This is a genomic window from Bradyrhizobium sp. R2.2-H, from assembly GCF_004346455.1.
In the GTDB taxonomy this organism is placed as follows: Bacteria; Pseudomonadota; Alphaproteobacteria; order Rhizobiales; family Xanthobacteraceae; genus Bradyrhizobium; species Bradyrhizobium diversitatis.
On the sequence record NZ_SMBR01000004.1, the window covers coordinates 323,454 to 341,661 of the forward strand.

At 65.8% G+C, this 18,208-nt stretch carries 20 protein-coding genes; 9 read left to right on the top strand and 11 right to left on the bottom strand.

Annotated features, from left to right (window positions below):
* Positions 1 to 154 precede the first annotated feature (154 nt).
* Complete coding sequence (locus EDE08_RS12505) at positions 155 to 382, top strand: DUF2093 domain-containing protein (protein WP_131869153.1); 228 nt, start codon at positions 155 to 157, stop codon at positions 380 to 382.
* A gap of 16 nt (positions 383 to 398) precedes the next feature.
* Here the strand turns inward: EDE08_RS12505 and EDE08_RS12510 are convergent, their stop codons facing one another.
* Positions 399 to 854, bottom strand: a complete 456-nt coding sequence (locus tag EDE08_RS12510; protein ID WP_502700592.1) for a hypothetical protein — start codon at positions 852 to 854, stop codon at positions 399 to 401.
* A gap of 193 nt (positions 855 to 1,047) precedes the next feature.
* Between EDE08_RS12510 and EDE08_RS12515 the strand changes: the two genes are divergently transcribed.
* Positions 1,048 to 1,245: a hypothetical protein gene (locus EDE08_RS12515; RefSeq protein ID WP_131869152.1), complete on the top strand. Its 198-nt coding sequence runs from the start codon at positions 1,048 to 1,050 to the stop codon at positions 1,243 to 1,245.
* Positions 1,246 to 1,447: 202 nt separating this feature from the next.
* On the opposite strand, the gene lpxK is transcribed toward EDE08_RS12515, so the two are convergent.
* The 6 genes from lpxK to EDE08_RS12545 form a co-directional block, all read right to left on the bottom strand.
* A complete protein-coding gene (gene lpxK / locus EDE08_RS12520) occupies positions 1,448 to 2,464 on the bottom strand; it encodes a tetraacyldisaccharide 4'-kinase (RefSeq protein WP_131869151.1) in 1,017 nt (338 codons plus the stop codon).
* The gene (locus tag EDE08_RS12525) at positions 2,457 to 3,773 is read right to left on the bottom strand and encodes a 3-deoxy-D-manno-octulosonic acid transferase (protein WP_131869150.1); all 1,317 of its coding nucleotides are present in this window, start codon (positions 3,771 to 3,773) and stop codon (positions 2,457 to 2,459) included. Before EDE08_RS12525 ends, lpxK begins: the two co-directional genes overlap by 8 nt.
* Entirely contained in the window at positions 3,766 to 4,485 is a 720-nt protein-coding gene (locus EDE08_RS12530) for a lysophospholipid acyltransferase family protein (RefSeq protein ID WP_131869149.1), read from the bottom strand. The genes EDE08_RS12525 and EDE08_RS12530 overlap by 8 nt, the downstream gene beginning before the upstream one ends.
* Positions 4,482 to 4,724: a DUF4170 domain-containing protein gene (locus EDE08_RS12535; protein ID WP_028179575.1), complete on the bottom strand. Its 243-nt coding sequence runs from the start codon at positions 4,722 to 4,724 to the stop codon at positions 4,482 to 4,484. Before EDE08_RS12535 ends, EDE08_RS12530 begins: the two co-directional genes overlap by 4 nt.
* A gap of 60 nt (positions 4,725 to 4,784) precedes the next feature.
* Entirely contained in the window at positions 4,785 to 5,591 is an 807-nt protein-coding gene (locus EDE08_RS12540) for a 3'(2'),5'-bisphosphate nucleotidase CysQ (protein ID WP_131869148.1), read from the bottom strand.
* Positions 5,592 to 5,797: 206 nt separating this feature from the next.
* Positions 5,798 to 7,180 (bottom strand): TldD/PmbA family protein, encoded by a 1,383-nt coding sequence (locus tag EDE08_RS12545; RefSeq protein ID WP_207912974.1) that lies wholly within the window; start codon positions 7,178 to 7,180, stop codon positions 5,798 to 5,800.
* 264 nt (positions 7,181 to 7,444) lie between these two features.
* On the opposite strand from EDE08_RS12545, the gene EDE08_RS12550 reads away from it, so the two are divergent.
* Entirely contained in the window at positions 7,445 to 7,963 is a 519-nt protein-coding gene (locus EDE08_RS12550; protein ID WP_131869146.1) for a DUF6101 family protein, read from the top strand.
* Between the two features lie 100 nt (positions 7,964 to 8,063).
* Here the strand turns inward: EDE08_RS12550 and ubiA are convergent, their stop codons facing one another.
* Both ubiA and EDE08_RS12560 read right to left on the bottom strand, forming a co-directional pair.
* Complete coding sequence (gene ubiA, locus EDE08_RS12555) at positions 8,064 to 9,020, bottom strand: 4-hydroxybenzoate octaprenyltransferase (RefSeq protein WP_131869145.1); 957 nt, start codon at positions 9,018 to 9,020, stop codon at positions 8,064 to 8,066.
* A gap of 142 nt (positions 9,021 to 9,162) precedes the next feature.
* On the bottom strand, positions 9,163 to 9,825 hold the full coding sequence (locus tag EDE08_RS12560; RefSeq protein WP_131869144.1) for a hypothetical protein: 663 nt from the start codon (positions 9,823 to 9,825) through the stop codon (positions 9,163 to 9,165).
* Between the two features lie 209 nt (positions 9,826 to 10,034).
* Between EDE08_RS12560 and EDE08_RS12565 the strand changes: the two genes are divergently transcribed.
* On the top strand, positions 10,035 to 10,790 hold the full coding sequence (locus EDE08_RS12565) for a 16S rRNA (uracil(1498)-N(3))-methyltransferase (protein WP_131869143.1): 756 nt from the start codon (positions 10,035 to 10,037) through the stop codon (positions 10,788 to 10,790).
* On the opposite strand, the gene EDE08_RS12570 is transcribed toward EDE08_RS12565, so the two are convergent.
* Positions 10,787 to 11,635: a helix-turn-helix domain-containing protein gene (locus EDE08_RS12570; protein ID WP_245524778.1), complete on the bottom strand. Its 849-nt coding sequence runs from the start codon at positions 11,633 to 11,635 to the stop codon at positions 10,787 to 10,789. The genes EDE08_RS12565 and EDE08_RS12570 overlap by 4 nt on opposite strands.
* A 172-nt stretch (positions 11,636 to 11,807) precedes the next feature.
* Entirely contained in the window at positions 11,808 to 12,374 is a 567-nt protein-coding gene (locus tag EDE08_RS12575) for a hypothetical protein (protein ID WP_245524787.1), read from the bottom strand.
* 672 nt (positions 12,375 to 13,046) lie between these two features.
* Between EDE08_RS12575 and EDE08_RS12585 the strand changes: the two genes are divergently transcribed.
* The 5 genes from EDE08_RS12585 to EDE08_RS12605 all read left to right on the top strand — a co-directional run bounded on the left by EDE08_RS12585 (position 13,047) and on the right by EDE08_RS12605 (position 18,135).
* Positions 13,047 to 14,195, top strand: a complete 1,149-nt coding sequence (locus EDE08_RS12585; protein WP_131869140.1) for an ATP phosphoribosyltransferase regulatory subunit — start codon at positions 13,047 to 13,049, stop codon at positions 14,193 to 14,195.
* Between the two features lie 3 nt (positions 14,196 to 14,198).
* Entirely contained in the window at positions 14,199 to 15,176 is a 978-nt protein-coding gene (gene hisG / locus EDE08_RS12590; protein ID WP_131869139.1) for an ATP phosphoribosyltransferase, read from the top strand.
* A gap of 86 nt (positions 15,177 to 15,262) precedes the next feature.
* Positions 15,263 to 16,324 (top strand): glycosyltransferase family 2 protein, encoded by a 1,062-nt coding sequence (locus EDE08_RS12595; RefSeq protein WP_131869138.1) that lies wholly within the window; start codon positions 15,263 to 15,265, stop codon positions 16,322 to 16,324.
* Positions 16,321 to 17,166, top strand: coding sequence for a ChbG/HpnK family deacetylase (locus EDE08_RS12600; protein WP_131869137.1), 846 nt, complete (start codon positions 16,321 to 16,323; stop codon positions 17,164 to 17,166). Before EDE08_RS12595 ends, EDE08_RS12600 begins: the two co-directional genes overlap by 4 nt.
* Positions 17,167 to 17,292: 126 nt before the next feature.
* Positions 17,293 to 18,135: a DUF2076 domain-containing protein gene (locus tag EDE08_RS12605; protein WP_131869136.1), complete on the top strand. Its 843-nt coding sequence runs from the start codon at positions 17,293 to 17,295 to the stop codon at positions 18,133 to 18,135.
* The last annotated feature ends 73 nt before the right edge of the window (positions 18,136 to 18,208 follow it).

The following is an 18,208-nucleotide window of genomic DNA, read 5'->3' on the forward strand; positions in this document are numbered from 1 at the left end:
TCGAAGCCTTATCACGCAGAAACGGCGGTAAAACATCACGAACCGGTGGGTTTGACGGGCGGACAAGCCACCCCTATCTATGCTACATTCAAGCCAACACATCGCGCCCTCCAGGGTTCTTCCTGGGAGGGGCCTTCCACGGAGACTTTCGACCGTGCTGAACAAGTTCGGCCCCTCGGGCCATGGCGAAGCGCAGGTGCAGTATCTCGACGGCGATTTCCGCGTGATCTCGCCGGGGACCTTCGTGCGCTGCGCGATCACCGACACGCGGATCCCGCTCGACGAGTTGAAGTACTGGAGCGTGGATCTGCAGGAGGCCTACGCCACCCCCGCCGCGGTGCTGCAGCGGCACTTCCCCGGCGCGCTGAAGCCGCAGGCGTAACGTCCGCGGCGCGCGGCTATCGCTGCGCCGTGCCATCCGACGAGCCTGCGCAGGTCTTGATGAAATCCTTCCGGGCCTCTCCGACGATTTTCTGATCGATCGCCTGCTTCAGACAATCGACCCGCGCCTGCGCCATACAGAGCTGCAGCTGGTCGCGCCTGTCCTGTCCCTTCAGGCTTTGCGTCGTAGCCAGGCACGTGACCCGCTTGGTGGCGGGAACCGGCACCGTCTCTGCCGGAGCAGCGGACGGCGCCGCTTGCGCAGCAAACACAGGCGCAATGATCAGACACACGAGGCTGGCGGCGACAGTCGCAAACGGCAATTTCATCGCATTCTCCCGATCGTCCGAACCGATAGAAGTCTTGCGATGAATGCGGCCTGAATGACCTGCAGGACCGAGAAGACGCACGCTGCGGTTGGATTTTTCTTTGCCGTTCGGCACCCTCAAGTTGTTCGATGAAGTCTCGGCCAAACAGATCGCTGCTAAAGTGCATGTCAGGTCATCAGCCCTGTTCCATTTTGCGCGCAGCGATCAATTCCACCAACATCCATCGAGCTTCGGAATTGGCACGGTCTGTGAACGGGCTCATATCGAAGAGCCATCTGACGCGCTATGATCATCGCGAAAATTCGCGGTGGAATTTCTGTAAATTGAGAGTCAAACGATGGGGGTGATCATGCCCGCCATACTGGACCTGCTCTATCGTGAATATTGCCGCGCCCGTCTCGCCGAGATGCGCAAACAGCTTCTGATCGCAGCTCAACGCTCCGAAACTCTCGAAGCGGATCATCATCCTTCGAAGCAGGGCGACGATGAGGGAGCGGACGCACACCGCAAGACCGGTCAGGGCATGCCGAACTGAAGCGGCCCAAGACCGGCGATCACTCCCGCATGGCAGGTGCCGTAGGGTGGGTTGGCTGGGCAGATGTGCGAAGCGCATCTGCTCAGTGTAACCCACCATGCATCGGCGAATGCGGGACGAAGTCGGTGGGTTACGCCCTGCGACTTCGCTTCGCGCAGTCGCAGAGCTAACCCACCCTACGAGACCTACGAGACCTACGAGATCAGCGCCTGGAAAATCTGCGCTCGCGCGCCCTGTAGAGATGATCGCTGATCAATTGCCGCAGCTTTGCCGGCTCGTCGAACTCGAGTTGAACGGCGAACGGCACGATGCCCTCGGGCACGTCCGCGCGGCCGCGCAGGCGTGCAAGGTCTTTCTCGGTCGTCACCAGCGTGAGCTGCTCGCGCTGGGCATCCGCTGCGAGCGCCGCGATCTCGCCTTCCGAAAACAAGTGGTGGTCGGCGAAAGCGCGCGTGCGCGCGACCGCGATGCCGCTGGCGCGCAGGGTGCGAAAGAAGCGCTCGGGGTCGCCGATGCCGGCGAACGCGAAGACCCGCTTGCCGGACAGCTGCGCGAGCGAGGCCGCAACCGGCTTAAGGCGGGCCCGCAGCTCCGGCTTGTCGCGCTTGGCAAGCTCGGCCGCGACATCGTTGGCGGCACGGCCATCGCCGATCAGCACCAGCGCGTCGGTGCGCGCGAGTTGCGCCTGCAGCGGCGCGCGCAGGGGGCCCGCGGGAAACACCTGGCCGTTGCCAAGGCCGCGCTCGCTGTCGATCACGATCAGCGACGCGTCCTTCAGAAGGCGCGGGTTCTGGAAACCGTCATCCATCAGGATCACGGTGGCGCCCTGCGATTTCGCCAGCGCGACGCCGTCGAGTCGGTCGCGCGCGACTGCGACCGGGACGTCGCGCGCCATCATCAGGGGCTCGTCGCCGACGTCGGCCGCGGTATGACGGGCGCGGTCCACCATCACCGGACCCTTCAGCCGTCCGCCATAGCCGCGGCTGAGCACGACCGGCGTCTCGCCGAGCTCGCGAAGCAGCTTCGTCAGCGCCAGCACGGTCGGCGTCTTGCCGGCGCCGCCGACATGGTAGTTGCCGACGCAGATCACGGGAAGGCCCGCGTCCACGCCGTCGCGCTGCATGCGCCATGCGGTGACGGCGCCGTAGAGCGCACCCAGCGGAAAGAGGACATGCGATAGCGGGGAGTGTGGCCGGTACCAGAAGGCCGGCTCACGCATTCGCAGCCCCCATCTCGATCCGCAACTGCAGCAGATACGGCTCGAGCGCGGTCATGGTGCGATCGAGCGCACCGCCGAGCTGCTCGACCACGCCTGAGCCGGCGCGTTGCATCTTGTCGCGCACCATCGGCTCGGCCAGGAGCAGGCCGAGCTGCTTGACCAGCGCCTCCTGCGTATCGGCCTGGCGCGCTCCGCCGCTGCCGTCGAGCGCTTCATAGACGTCGGCGAAGTTGAAGACGTGCGGACCGTGGACGATCGCCGCGCCGAGCTTGATCGCCTCGATCGGATTCTGGCCGCCATGGTGGATCAGCGATCCGCCCATGAACACGATCGGCGAGAGACGATAGAACAGGCCGAGCTCGCCCATGGTGTCGGCAACATAGACGTCGGTCGTGGCCGTCGGCAGTTCCTCGCGCGAGCGTAAGCCGGGCTTCAGGCCGGAGGACGTGACCAGGCCTGCGATCGCGGAGCCGCGATCCGGATGCCGCGGCACGATCACGGTGAGAAGCTGCGGGAAGAAACCGGAGAGGCTGCGATGCGCGGCGATCAGCATCTCGTCCTCGCCCGGATGGGTCGAGGCCGCCACGATGATCGGACGCCCGCGCGTCATCGCCATCAGCCGTTCGAGCTTTGCGGGATCGGCCGGCGGCGCCGGCACGTCCAGCTTGAGATTGCCCGTGGTGACGACGTCGCGGCCGCCGAGCGCGGAAAAGCGCTCGGCATCAGTCTTCGACTGCGCAAGACAGATGTCGAACCGCGACAACAGCGCCGAGATGGTGCCGTGCATGCGCCGCCAGCGCGGGAAGGAGCGCGGCGACATCCGTCCATTGATCAGCACCATCGGCACCCGGCGCGCCGCGCCGGCGAGGATCAGGTTCGGCCACAGGTCGGATTCGATGAACAGCGCCAGCGACGGCTTCCAGTGATCGAGGAAACGCGCGACATAGCGCGGAGAGTCATACGGTATGTATTGATGGATCACGTCAGGCGGAAAGCGCTTTGCCGCCACCGCCGCCGAGGTGACGGTGCCCGAGGTGAGCAGGATGCGCAGATTGAGATCGCGCAGGCGCCCGATCAGCGCCGCCGCGGCCAGCACTTCGCCGACGCTGGCGCCGTGAATCCAGACCAGCGGGCCATGCGGCCGCACGTCGCGGGACAGCCCCCGCCGCTCACCGACGCGGGCGGGATCCTCCTTACCCTGCTTCAGCCGCCGCTTGATCAGTGCAGGCGCAAGCGGCACCAGGCCGGAGGCCAGGCGCCGATACATCCGCAGCGTGATCGGCAGCGCAATGGGCAGCGACTTAGGCATCTTCCGGTCCCGGACGGCCGAGTTGGGCGTAGGCGCGGCGGGTCGCTTCGTTCAACGTGTCTTCCAGCTCCTGCCGCAACGCCTCCATCGCGGCGGCGTCGGCATCTGCGGGAACGTGGATTTCCTTGATGCCGACCAATGCGCCGCGCCCGAACGGCAGATTGATGGTGGTGCGGTCCCAGTTCTTGAGCCGGACGAAGCGGCTGGTCGCCATCGCGAAAGGCATGATCGGCCGTCCCGATTCCCGTGCCAGCATGATAATGCCGAGCCCCGCCACGCGCGAGCGCTTGGGGACATCGGCGGTCAACGCGACATTACAACCGGCCTGGAGCGTCCGCACCATTTCCTTGAAGGCGCCCACACCCCCCTTGCGATGGAACGCCCCGCCGTGGTCGCCGGAGCCGCGGATGGTGCCGATGCCGAGCCGTTCGGCCGTAATCGCATTGAACTCGCCGTCGCGATGGCGCGAGATCAGGACCTTGGCCCGATAGGAGGCCTTGTCCTGATTCTTGATGAAGGGCGTCAGGAAATGCTGGCCGTGCCAGAACGCGAAGATCGCGGGGAGCTGCGGCTCGACGCGTCCATAGACGTCCGAGGGATCCAACGTGAATTTGTTGGTCCGCCAGACCAGGCGCAGATATTCGGCCGCCAGGACCCCGACGGCACGCTGAAACCAGCTGCTTCGCAGCGTATTGCGAAGCAGTCTTTTCAACGCGCCGGTTCTTGATTCGGGTCGAGCAGCCGGTGGAGATGGACGATGAAATAGCGCATCTGTGCGTTGTCGACCGTGCTCTGCGCCTTGGCCCGCCAGGCGGCGTGGGCGGCGGCATAGTTCGGATAGAGACCGACGATGTCGACGTCATCCAGATTCTTGAAGATGTTGTGCTCGAGATCGACGAGTTCGCCGCCGATGACGAGGTGGAGCAGTTGTTGCGGGGCACTATCTGGCATGAGTTCTGTTCCTAGCGGGCTGCCCGGCAAAGCAGTGTCCGACAAGCACGACGAAGCGCTTCAGGCCAAGGGACGGTTGCGAAAATGCGCGACAATGCCCGCATGACGATCGCGTCCCGCTGCCACCAGCACTCCGTGCGCCACTTCCCGGCGGTTATAGAGGATGGGTTCTCCGGAGAGGTCGCTCATCCTACCATCCGCTTCCTGCACGATCAAATCGGCCGCCGCAAGGTCCCAATCATGGCTGTTGCCCCCCGCAAAAGCCGCATCCAGCGCGCCATGGGCCACCCGGCACAGCCGCAGCGCCAGCGAGCCGATTCGCCGATGCAGCTTGATCTCGCCGAGTGACGGCTTCAGCCGCTCGACCAGAGGCTTCGGGCCGGCGACGCGGGCGAAGTCGAGCTCGGATCCGGACGTCGCCCGCACCGGCTTGTCGTTGAGCGTCGTGCCCTGGCCGCGCACCGCGAAGAAGAACTCGTCGCTCGCCGGTGCAAACACCGCGGCGAGAACGGGCGAGGCGTCCTCCACCAGCGCCACGCTGACGCACCACTCGTCATGACCGCCCAGATAGTTGCGCGTGCCGTCGATGGGATCGACGATCCATGTCAGCCGCCGTGACAGCCGTGCCGCATCGTCGGCGCTCTCCTCCGACAGCCAGCCATAGTCCGGGGTCGCCGCGCGCAGGCGCGCTTCGAGGAGATCGTTGACCGCGATGTCGGCCTCCGACACCGGCGAGGACGCGCCCTTGGTCCACTTCCTCAGCTCGGTGCGAAACATCGACTGCGCGAGCGCGCCCGCCTCCCGCACCGTGTCCTTCAGCAGCGCCGCGTCGCGGGCCAGGATGGTTTCGTCGAGAACAGGCGTCATCGGGTCAACCGAGCCGCATGCGAGGACCACCTCTCCCCATCGGGGAGAGGTCGATTTGCTCCTCGCGATGCGAAGCATCGTCGAGTGCAAATCGGGTGAGGGGGCGCAGGTCCCACGAGAGAGAGTAACCCCTCACCCGGATCGCATCTTGCGATGCGATCCGACCTCTCCCTACGGGAGAGGTGGGCCAACTCGCCTCTGCTCGATCAGCGTCCGCCAAGCGTCAAACCCTCGATGCGCACCGTCGGCGCATTGATGCCATAGCGGAACTCGAGATTGTTTGCGGGCTGCATCGACTTGAAGATCTCGAAGAGATGCCCGGCGATCGTGACTTCGCTGACGGGATAGGTGATCTCGCCGTTCTCGATCCAGAAACCGGAGGCGCCGCGGCTGTAATCGCCGGTGACGCCGTTGACGCCGGAGCCGATCAAATCGGTGACGTAGAAGCCCTGTTTGATATCCGAGATCAATTCAGCAGGAGTCGGCGTTCCGGGCTCGAGATGCAGATTGTACGGCCCGGGCGACGGCGAGGAGGAGACGCCGCGATGGGCATGGCCGGTGGTGGCGAGGCCGAGCTCGCGCGCGGTGGCGCAATCGAGCAGCCAGGTCGTCAGCACGCCGTCGTCGACCAGCGCGATCCTCTTCACCGCGACGCCCTCGGCATCGAAGGTCTGCGAGCGCAGGCCGCGCTTGCGCAAGGGATCGTCGATGATGCGGATGTTCTTGGCGAAGAGCTGCTGGCCGAGCCTGTCCTTCAGGAAGCTGGTCTTGCGCGCGATCGAGGCGCCGTTGATGGCGCCGACGAGGTGGCCGACCAGCGAGCCCGCGACGCGCGGATCGAACACGACCGGCACCTTGCAGGTCTCGACCTTGCGCGGATTGTAGCGCGCCACGGTGCGCTCTCCGGCGGAACGGCCGACCGTCTCCGGCGACAACAGATCGGCGCCGTGCGGCGCCGAGGTGAAGTCGTAATCGCGCTCCATGCCGGTGCCTTCGCCCGATATGGCGGTGGCGGAAATGCCCTGGCTGGAGCGGAGGTAAGAGCCGTGGAAGCCGGTCGAAGTCACGAGCACCATGCCGCCGATGCCGGCGGAAGCCGACGCGCCGCCGGACTTGGTCACACCCTTCACGCCGAGCGCCGCAGCTTCGGCCGCGAGCGCGCGGCGCTCGAGCTCGGCGGTCGCCGGCACATCGGGATCGAGCAGGTCGAGATCGGGGAAATCGCGCGCGAGCAGGGCGGGATCGGCAAGGCCGACATATTTGTCGTCGGGCGCCACGCGTGCCATCGCGACCGCGCGTTCGGCAAGCTTGGTCACGGCATCACCGCTGACGTCGTTGGTCGAGACCACCGCCTGGCGCTGGCCGACCAGCACCCGCAGGCCGACATCGTCGCCCTCCGACCGCTCGGATTCCTCGACACGGCCGTCGCGGACCTCGACGCCTTGCGAGACGCCGCGCACCGCGACCGCATCGGCCGCATCCGCACCGGCGCGCCTCGCCGCCTCGACCAGCCGCTGCGCGAGATCGGAGAGCGCGGACTGATCGAACAGGTCGCGATGGGTGGTCGTCGAGCTTGGTGAAGAGTTCACGAACGAAATCCTGTTGGGGCGGGGTTCGGGACCGGAACCCACAGATGTGCCCTGACGGCGCGGACTTCAAGCATTTTCAGCCTGCCAAAAGCTCAGATTCGCAACTTCGGCGCAACGTCTCGTCAATCATGCGCGCCAAGGTCTTGTCAATCATGAGCAGCGGTGACGGTGGGTTAACCAGGCTTCTTAAGCGGTTTCGGAAAGGGCCGCGCTAAGGTCCTCGCATCGACCGGGAACATAATCCCGGCGGGGAGAACTAAAGCCGTGAGGCGTCAAACAGCAACATGCGGGATCACTCCCGCCGGGTCGAGCCGCTCCTTGCGGCTCGACCCCCTTTCCCTTCCGGTCCGCTTCGATGCGCATGACCCGCGCGCCGACGGACATGTCAGGCAGATCGAGCTTCATCGCGAGCGTGTCGTGCTGCGCCGTGCCGTCCGCGGCATGCAGATGGCGATCAACGTGCGCGTTGCCGACTTCACCGGCGTCGCCTTGCGCGGCAATGACGAAGTGCAGACGCTCGTCCTCGTGCATCGCGATCCCTCGCTGTCCATTCCGCTGCTGGTCGGCGCCGATGCCGACGAGATCGCGCAAGCCTGGGCGATCTGGAGCGAGCTCTTCGCGCTGCCGCAGCTCGACGAAGGCGCCCGCAAGCCCGCGCCGCGCCGTCGCCGTGCCAACGCGATCCGCGCCCGCCGCCCGAAATTCCTGATGCGCCGGCGCGTTGCGATGACGCGCGAACTCACCGTTCATAACGGCGAGCGCGAGATCATCGCGCGGAATTGAAGGTGCCGTAGGGTGGGTTAGCCGAAGGCGTAACCCACCTCTTATATTTCCGCGGCAACAGAAGAGGTGGATTACGCTTCGCTAATCCACCCTACGAGACCTACGCGGCTCGCATCACCGCGTCGACCAGCAATCCCGCAAAAAGCAGCAGGCCAGCATCCCTGTTCGACTTGAACAGGCGCAGACACAGTCCGGGATCTTCGATCTTCAGGCGCACGATCTGCGAGGCCAGATGCAGGGCGAAGGCCACGAGCCCAAGCCAGGCCGGCCAGCGCACATCGGCAGAGGCCAGCGCGATGCCGATCAACATCACCGCGAGCCCGTAGAACAGGATCAGCGCCTGGTGCGTGTGCGCGCCGAACAGGCGCGCGGTCGACTTGATGCCGATCAGCGCGTCGTCCTCGGCATCCTGATGCGCGTAGATCGTGTCATAACCGATCACCCAGGAAATCGCGCCGGCATAGAGCACGAGCGCGGTGACGTCGATGTGTCCGAACGTGACGGCAAATCCCATCAAGGCGCCCCATGAGAAGGCGAGCCCGAGCACGATCTGCGGCCACCAGGTGATGCGCTTCATGAAGGGATAGATCGCGACGATCAGAAGCGAGGCGATGCCGGTCGCGATCGCGAAGCGGTTGAACTGCAGCAGCACCAGGAGACCGATCAGCGCCTGCGCGACCAGGAAGGCCAGCGCCTGCTTCGTGGTCACCTGCCCTGACGGCAACGGCCGCGAGCGCGTGCGCTCGACCTTGTCGTCGAGATCGCGGTCGGTGATGTCGTTCCACGTGCAGCCCGCCCCGCGCATCACGAAGGCGCCGATGAAGAACAGCACGATGGTGAGCGGCAGGCCGCGGACGTCATGCGCCATGCCGGCGGCGAGCGCCGCCGACCACCAGCATGGCATCAGGAGAAGCCAGGAGCCGATCGGACGGTCGAAGCGGGATAGGCGCAGGTAAGGCCGCGCCCAATGCGGCGCGAGCGTATCGACCCAGTTGCCGGTGGAATCGGCAACGCGGGCGGATGTGCCAGTGCCCAGTTTTCGAAGTTCGTATTCCATCGCGGCGTGTTCCGGTACGAACTTCGAAAACTACAAGGGCACTAGCAAGAAAACCATAATTCACGTGCCGCTTATCGACTTGAAGTTCCTATGAGGATAGCGCGGCAAGCATCGTAGGAACTTCAAATCGGCGGCAGGTGTATCATCGGGTCAGGACGTTGCCGTTGAGCGTATCGAAGGTGCTGCCGCCCTTCTTGCCGGCATTGACCTCGGGCGCAGAGCCCGAACCGAGTACCTCGCTCAGGGACGGGCCGGCCGGACGCGCCTGTTGCTGCTGCATCTGCAGCGCGACGTTGCAGACCTTCGCCGCCATCGCCTCTGTGTTCTTGTGACCGTCCTTCATCTGCGCGCCGACCTGCGCCGGGATTCCGCATTTGGCGGCGTGGGTCTCGATGTACTTGATCATCTTGGTCTCGGCCTGGCTGAAATTGCGAATCAGCTTGCAGGCCTCGTCCGGCGGCGCGTGACGGTCGCTCGCCGCCTTGATCAGCTTGCCGCGCTTCTCGGCTTCTTCGCGCAGGGGCATGAACGCCTTCATGCAGTCCTCGCCGGGACCGGCTTGCGTCGGCGGAGCCGCGCTGAAGGCGCCGGCACCGCCGACCGGGGCGGCGCCGTTCACCGGAAACGACGATTGCGGCGTCGTGCCGACGGAGGCGACGGGTGCCGAGCCGTTCACGGGCGGAAAGGGGGAGCTGGTAGCAGCCTGGCCGGGCAGCGGCGCCGGGAAGGCGCTTTGCGCTTGGGCGCCCGCGGCACCCATGGCGACCATGGCGGCAGTGATCGGAACCATCAGACGACGGATCATGAAGGCGGTCTCTCCGGCAGGAGCTTACGGGGGCGGCGTCTTCCCAATTGAAGCGCGACCAGCGTGTTCGCTTTTCTACGATTCCCGCCGGCCCTTAACAACCCGTGGAATAGGGCAAGAGCGCGGCGCTGGGACGCACCAATCCGGCGATATTTACCCCCAAAACTACTGGTTTCGGTTAAGAACGGCGGCAAATCGGACTTCTGACGATGCCCTCCCACGATTTTCGCGCCCCCCGCCTGTTCGTCGATGCCGTCCTCGTCCAGGACGCCAGGGTGCCGCTCGACCGCGACCAGAGCAACTATCTCGGCAACGTGCTGCGTCTTGCCGCGGGGGCCGAAGTCCTGGCCTTCAACGGCCGTGACGGCGAGTGGCAGGCGGCGATCGAAGGCCGCAAGCGGCCGGAGGGCCTCGTGATCCTCCAGCAGACCCGGCCCCAGGACCGACTACCCGACCTCACTTACGTCTTCGCGCCGCTCAAGCATGCCCGGCTGGATTACATGGTGCAGAAGGCGATCGAGATGGGCGCCGCCGCCCTGCAGCCGGTCCTGACACGGTTTACCCAGGCCTCCCGGGTCAATACCGAGCGGATGCGCGCCAACGTGGTCGAGGCGGCCGAGCAATGCGGCATCCTCAGCATCGCCACCGTTGCCGAGCCGGTGCCGCTGGAGCGCTTTTTGAGCCAGCGCGCCGCGGGCCGGTTGCTGATCTTCTGCGATGAGGCGGCGGAGGTCCAGGACCCCGTTCAGAGCCTGCAAGACACCTGTGAGGCCGGCGGAGGTATTGACGTGCTGATCGGCCCCGAAGGCGGCTTCGCCGAGGAGGAACGAGCATTGCTGCTGCGGCAGCCCAAGATCCTGCGGCTGGCCCTCGGCCCCCGGATCATGCGAGCCGACACCGCCGCGGTGGCGGCCCTGGCGCTGGTTCAGGCGGTGCTGGGCGACTGGGGCGGTGGGCGCGGCTAGATCGTTTCCCGCATTGCGCGGTGCAGGGTCTCGGACGGCAGCTCCCCGAAGGCCGCCCTGTAACTCGCGGCGAACTCGCTCAGATGCCAGAAGCCGTGCGCAATTGCGCAGGCCTTCACACTGCGCCGCCCAGGACCGATGCGCAGCTGCTTGCGCACCGACCAGAGCCGCAGGACCCGGCTGTAGCGATGCGGGCTCATGCCGCAAATGGCCTGTGTCGCGCTCTGGAGAGTCCGGACGGACACGCCCACCTGCGCGGCCAGTTCGGGCGTCCTGGGCCAGACCGTCGGGTCATGCCGGATCAATCTTTCCATGTCCGCGACGATCCGCCGATAGCCATCCGTGGCGGACGATGCAGGTCCGCCGCTCGCGCTGGTGCGCAGCGCAGAGTCCATCGTGCTGAGCAGGGACTGCTCGACGGCGGTCAGCGACATCGGCTCGTTCAGGAAGTCCGGATCATGTGCCGCGATTTCCAGTGTGACGGAGATCAGGCGGCGCAGCGAGGCAAGAATGTCCGACGGCGGGTTCACCAGGCGATAGCCGTCACCCAGTTGCGCCCAGGGTTCGCGCTGCGGTGGACTGAGATACACGACAGCCATCAGCCGGCCCTCCGGCTCATAGACCAGGCAATCGGAGCTGCCCGTCAGGACGACGATGGAACGGCCCATTGATTGCCCGTTGATGCGGGCCGAGGTCACCTGATCCATCGGCACCACGACGGCGGCGGCATCCGTCAATTGATAGCCGCGAACGATCCTCGGCAAGGTCTTCACCAGAGAGAGGGTCAGGGTCGGCAGGCTCAGCCGAGCCCGCATGATTGCCGTCGCCCCGACCGACAACGGCATGCTGGAAGCGCCGGCATATCTCTCGGTCTCGCCGAAATGGTCGATGTCATATGCCCTGAGCTCGAGGGCCGACGATGGCTTGAGCTCCTGGAAAGACATCAAGCGGTCCGTCGCCAGCTCTCGCGCTCCGTCGCGCGCCGTATCGAGATGGCCTTGATCCATATCGTGTCGCTTACCTTGCCTTCTTTGCGGACGTCGCGCCCCTGGGGGCGCGCAGATCATCCGGCCCGCTGATGCCGGCACGCCTGAGATCGCGAAGCAGCTTCGCGAGCAACAGCATGTTCGTCTTCTGCAGTTCGTGGTTGTTTCCAAACCTGAATGCGTTCTGCTCGGTCACGATGAGTCCGGCCTTCGTCTCGGCAAGAATCTTCCGCCTCTTCAGTCCTGTCACGCGGCGGCGAACCGTCTCCAGGGGCAGGCTGAGGAAGCGGGAAAGTGCGGCACGAGAGACCCCCTGCTTGATCACATCCGGCTCGACGGCATGAATGCTGGAGAATTTCTCGTCCAACGCCGGATCGTTCATCACGTGGATGACATTGGCGTTCAGGACCGCATGAATGATCAGAAGGTCCAGCGGATCGAATTCGTCGTAGTGCCGGAACAACTCGCTCATCGAGAACAGCATATAGGCTAGCGTGTGCCGCGAGACCGTCCGGATAATATCTGAAGCATTGCGCATGAATCGAAAACCAACATTCATCTTGTAAACGATGGTTACGGCGAACGGACCATCGGCCATACCCAAAATGAGTATGCGACGACTTGCCAGCCGTCCCTAGTTTCTCATTGTGACGCTGGCCTGCTGCGGCATCTGGAGATCGTTGTCGACGAGACCTTCGACGTGCCTGCCGGACCCTGGCCGCCAGGACTTCATTGCGCGACCGCGCATCCAACAGGTTCGACGATGCCGGCGCCGCCAGGGTGGCGATCGCGATGGACGACATGGCAATGAATGACGACGTTGTCCCCGAGGCGCGAGCAGGCGAGTCGCTGCGGCTCATCAAGGCGTTTCTCCGCCTCACGGACCCCCGCGGAAGGGGGAGGGTCCTCGACCTGGCGGAGCAACTCGCAGAAGACGCGGGGGTCGTGACGGCGGGGTCGACCGTTGCCGCGACCGAGGCATCGTTCGTGGAATCAGCCCCAGACCCCGGCCCAACCGAATGAAGCCGAACGCGCTCGTCCGGCGCGCCCCAGGTGAAACGGGACACAGCGGGACTAGGTATAAAAATACCAAATCAGGCTACAACGACGCCACGTCTCTACACCCTGCCGACGGGGCCGGCGTCGCGCCAAACTCGTTAAGCGATTGATCCTTTGGAGGTCGAAACCGCTGTCGGGCCATGCTAAGGGCTGCGCCAACTCCCATTCCTTCCTTGCCCTGCCCGGTTCCACCGGGCCGATGGACCCTGAGATGACCGCGACTGCCACCTCAAATGCTGCCGGCTCCGCCTGGGCGGATACGCTGCTCTTGTCGTTCGCGCAGGCCGGTTACATCAGGGCCGAGCCCGCCATCCTGCAGCCGGCCGAGCCGTTCCTGGATCTCTCCGGCGAGGACATCCGCAAGAGCCTGTACCTCACCACGGACCTTTCCGGCGAGGAGCTCTGCCTGCGCCCGGACCTGACGATTCCCGTCGCGCGCGACTATCTCGCCTCGAGCCGCGCCGGCCAGCCGGCCGGGTTCAGCTATCTCGGCCCGGTGTTTCGCTACCGTAGCGGCCAGGCCAGCGAATTCCTGCAAGCCGGCATCGAATCGTTCGGCCGCCAGGACCGCGCCGCGGCCGATGCCGAGATGTTGGCCCTGGCGCTGGAGGCGACCGCCGCCTTCGGCGTCCGCGATGTCGAGATCCGCACCGGCGACGTCGCGCTGTTCAATGCCCTGCTGGACGCACTCAACCTCTATCCGGTCTGGCGCCGCCGCCTGGTCAAGGATTTCAACCGCAAGATCAGCCTGGAGCAGGATCTGGAGCGGCTGGCAGCCGCCAGCACCGCGACGCGAAGCGAATACGAGGGCGTGCTGGCCGCCCTCGCCGGCTCCGACCGCAAGGCGGCACTCGCCTTCGTCACCGATCTGATGTCGATCGCCGGCACCACCAATGTCGGCGGACGCACCACGGCCGAGATCGCCGATCGCTTCCTCGAGCAATCGACGCTGAAGGGCGGCGCGCTGCCGCGCGAGGCGATCGCCGTGCTCAAGCGCTTCCTGTCGATATCAGGCAATCCCGACGACGCCATCGCCGAGCTGCGCGCACTCACGACCGACGCGAAGCTCGATCTCGCCCCGGCGATCGATCAGTTCGAGAGCCGCGTCGGCTTCATGGCGGCGCGCGGCATCGAGGTGAAGCAGACCCGCTTCTCGACGGCGTTCGGGCGCGGCCTCGACTATTACACCGGCTTCGAATTCGAGCTGCATCACCGGGGCAACGGCGCCGAGCCGCTGGTCGCCGGCGGCCGCTATGATGGGCTGATGACCCAGCTGGGCTCGGCTGAACCTATTCCCGCGGTCGGCTTCTCGGTCTGGGTGGATGCGCTGACGAAGATCGGCCGCAAGGTGGGAGCTTAAGTCATGAGCGCGCCATTCGTTCTGGCCGTTCCCTCCAAGGGCCGCCTTCAGGAGAATACCGAGGCCTTCTTCGCCCGCGCCGGCCTCAAGCTGTCGAAGGCCGGCGGCGCCCGCGACTACCGCGGCACGATCGCAGGTCTCGACAATGTCGAGGTCGCCTATCTCTCGGCGAGCGAGATCGCCTCGCAACTCGCCCGCGGCTTTGCGCATCTCGGCGTCACCGGCGAGGACCTGGTGCGCGAGAACATCGCCGATGCCGACAAGCGCGTGTCGCTGATCGAAGGGCTCGGCTTCGGCTATGCCGACGTCGTGGTCGCGGTGCCGCAGGCCTGGATCGACGTCCGCACCATGGCGGACCTCGACGATGTCACCACCGGCTTCCGCGAGCAGCATCACATGCGGATGCGGGTCGCGACCAAGTTCGTCAACCTCACCCGCGGCTTCTTCCAGGCTCACGGCATCACCGATTACCGCATCGTCGAAAGCGCAGGCGCGACCGAAGGCGCGCCGGCAGCCGGCAGCGCCGAGCTGATCGTCGACATCACCACCACGGGCGCAACGCTCGCCGCCAACGGCTTGCGGGTGCTCGACGACGGTACAATCCTGCGCAGCCAGGCCAATCTGGTGGCATCCAAAGGGGCTGACTGGTCGCCGCAGGCGCGAGAGACGGCGCGTGTCATCCTCGATCACATCGCAGCGCGGGCGCGGGCCAACAAGTACCGCGAAGTCCGCACCCGCTTCCGGCAATGCGACGCCGCCCTGCTCGGCGAGGCCCACAGCCGATACGGCGTCGAGGCGCCGTTCGGCGGTCCGACTTCTTCAGGCATGCTGACGCTGCACTGCCCGCCGGGTCAGCTCTATGCGCTGGCGAGCTTCCTGCGCGAGCATGGCGCCGAGACCGTCTCGGTGGTCTCGCTGGACTACGTGTTCGATCGGGAGAACCCGCTGTTCGCCAAGCTCGCGGCGTTCCTCGGGCAGTGAGCCCGGGGTTCGTTCAGCATGGCGACAGCAAGCGGCAGCTACCATATGCTGTTGAGAACATCTAAACGCCTCTGGAACCTTGATCGATGACGCTGGGCTCTGACGTATCAGGCATGACGACCACCGCAGCGAGCGCCGCTGCGAAGGGGCTGTCGATAGTCGTCCCCGTCTACAACGAGGCGGCGGGCCTCGCTGCCCTGCATCAGCGCATCTGCGATCTCGCAAAGACGCTGCGGCAGCGCTACCGGCTGACTTGCGAGGTCGTCTACGTCGACGACGGCAGCAAGGATGCGACGCTGTCGATCGCGCGGTCGCTGCCGGCCGATGCGATCGACGTCCAGGTGGTGTCGCTGTCGCGCAATTTCGGCAAGGAGGCCGCGCTGATGGCGGGCCTCGACCATGCCCGGCTCGGCGCCGTCCTGTTCATGGACGGGGACGGCCAGCATCCGCCGGCGCTGATCGAACAGCTGGTGCAGCACTGGATCGATGACGGCTATGACGTCGTCTACACCGCCAAGGCGCATCGCGACAACGAGCCCTTCTTGCGCCGGGTCGCGGTGCACGGCTTCTACGCGCTGATCAATTGGGGCGCACGCCAGAAGATTCCCGAGGACGCCGGCGACTTCCGCCTGCTCTCGCCGCGCGCGGTCGCCGCACTCAGGCAGTTGCCGGAACGCAACCGTTTCTTCAAAGGCCTCGCCAGCTGGATCGGCTTTCGCCAGATTCGCGTCGACTACGAGCCTGCGGCGCGCGTCCATGGCGTCACCACCTTCAACGCCGCAAGCCTGCTCGGCCTCTCGATCGAGGGCCTGACCTCGTTTTCGGTGGCACCGCTGCGCTTCGCCAGCCTGCTCGGCGTCATTCTCGCCGGAGGTGCCTTCCTGTTCGGCCTGTCGATCCTCTGGGAGGTGTTCACGACCGGCAAGCAGGTGCCCGGCTATCCCTCGCTCGTGATCGGCCTGATGACGATCGGCGGCGTGCAGCTCATCATGATCGGTATCGTCGGCGAATATATCGGCAAAATCCTGTCCGAGCTGAAGGCGCGCCCGATCTACTTCGTCGCCGAGCACAGCGAGAAGCACTCCGAGGCCGGCAAGGCCGAGGACCCTTCAAGCCAGGACGCCCCGAACAGGACGGCGGCCGAATGAGCGCGGCCGCGCGCCCGCGGCGAATCTGGCTCTGCGCCGACGATTACGGCATCAGCCCGGCCGTCAACCGCGCCATTCGCGACCTGATCGAACGCGGCCGCCTCAACGCCACCTCGGTGATGATGGTGGGTCCGGCAATCGCGCGCAGCGAGATCGAGGCGCTTCAGTCCGCAGCGAAGACGAACCCGCGCTGCACGATCGGGTTGCACGTGACGCTGTCGGCGCCGTTCCGGCCGCTCACCATGCATTTCCGACCGCTCGACGGCGACATGTTCATGCCGTTTCCGAAGCTGCTGCGCGCGGGCGTTTTGCGGCGGCTCGACCGGGAATTCTTCCGCAACGAAGTCAAGGCGCAGCTGGCAGCCTTCATGGAAGCGTTCGGACGCGCCCCCGATTTCGTCGACGGCCACCAGCATGTGCAGCTCTACCCGCAGGTCCGCGACGGCTTCGTCGATGCGGTCGTTGAGACTGCGCCGGGCGCCTGGGTGCGTCAGGGCGGCCGCGATCTGCCGCTCAGGCAACGGCTGGCCTCACCAAAAGCCATGGTGCTCGACAGTCTCAGCGCGCGATTCCGCCGCCGCGCCGGCAGCGCCGGCCTCGGCTTCAACCCGGGCTTCGCCGGCGCCTATGATTTCACGCGCGCCGCCGATTTCGGCGCGCTGATGCGGCAGTTCCTGGAAGGCCTTCCCGACGGCGGCCTCGTGATGTGCCATCCCGGCTTCGTCGATGACGTCCTCGCCGGCCTCGACCCGATGACCGATGTCCGCGAGCGCGAGCATGCTTATCTCGCCAGCGACGCCTTTGCGCGCCTGCTGTCGGACAGCAACGTGACACTGGGATGAACCCGGCGAGACGCGGGCCAGGAGGCAGCTTGTCGCATACGGAAATTTAATCCGGCCGGCACTGTTGGGGCCACAATGGAACCCTACATCTCCTGCGCGCTTGATTTTGCGCGAAGGAGACAGATCATGACGCCGCAGGAACGCCAGCTCGTCGACGACCTTTTCGACCGGCTTTCAAAGCTGGAAAATGCACCGCGCGATCCCGATGCGGTCGCCGCGATCTCCGACGGTCTGCGCAAGGCGCCCGGCGCCGTCTACGCACTGGTGCAGACCACGCTGTTGCAGGACGAAGCGCTGAAGCGCGCTCATAACCGCATCCAGGAGCTGGAGGCCGCCCAGGCGCCCGAGCCCGCCCAGTCCGGCGGCTTCCTCGACACCATGCGCGACTCGCTGTTCGGCGGGAGCCCCTCGCGCGGCTCGGTTCCGAACGTGCCGCCGCGTGAGCAGCGACCGGTCTGGAACACCGGCCAGGCGATGCAGCAGGCGCAGCCGGGCTACGGCCAGCCACCCTATGGACAGGGTTACGGCCAAGGGCCGGTGCAAGGGCCCGGACAAGGGCCGGGACAAGGTTATGGTGCCCCGCCTGCGGGCGGTGGCGGCGGCTCGTTCCTCGGCACGGCGGCCGCGGCCGCGGCCGGCGTCGTCGGCGGCTCGCTGCTGCTCTCCAGCATCCGCGGCATGATGGGTGGCTCGCATCAGCAGGCTTTCGGCGACACCAGCGCCGCAGGCGACCGCAGCGCTGGTGGAAGTCCTTGGGGCGGTGGCGACCAATCGGGCGGGTCGCTGTCGCGCGATGCCGGCCTCAACGACATCGGCTCGAACCAGGACTCGCGCCAGGGCTTCTTGGACCAGGCCTCGAACGATCGCGACAACAACGATCAGAACTACGACGACAATCGCGACGACAACATGGACATGGCCGACGACAGCGATTTCGGCGGCGACGACGGCGGCAGCGATTACGTGTAAGGCCGTCTGGTAGCCGCGCAAGCAAGAACCGCCGCCCAAGAGGCGGCCGTTCTCATTTTCCAACTCTTGCTCA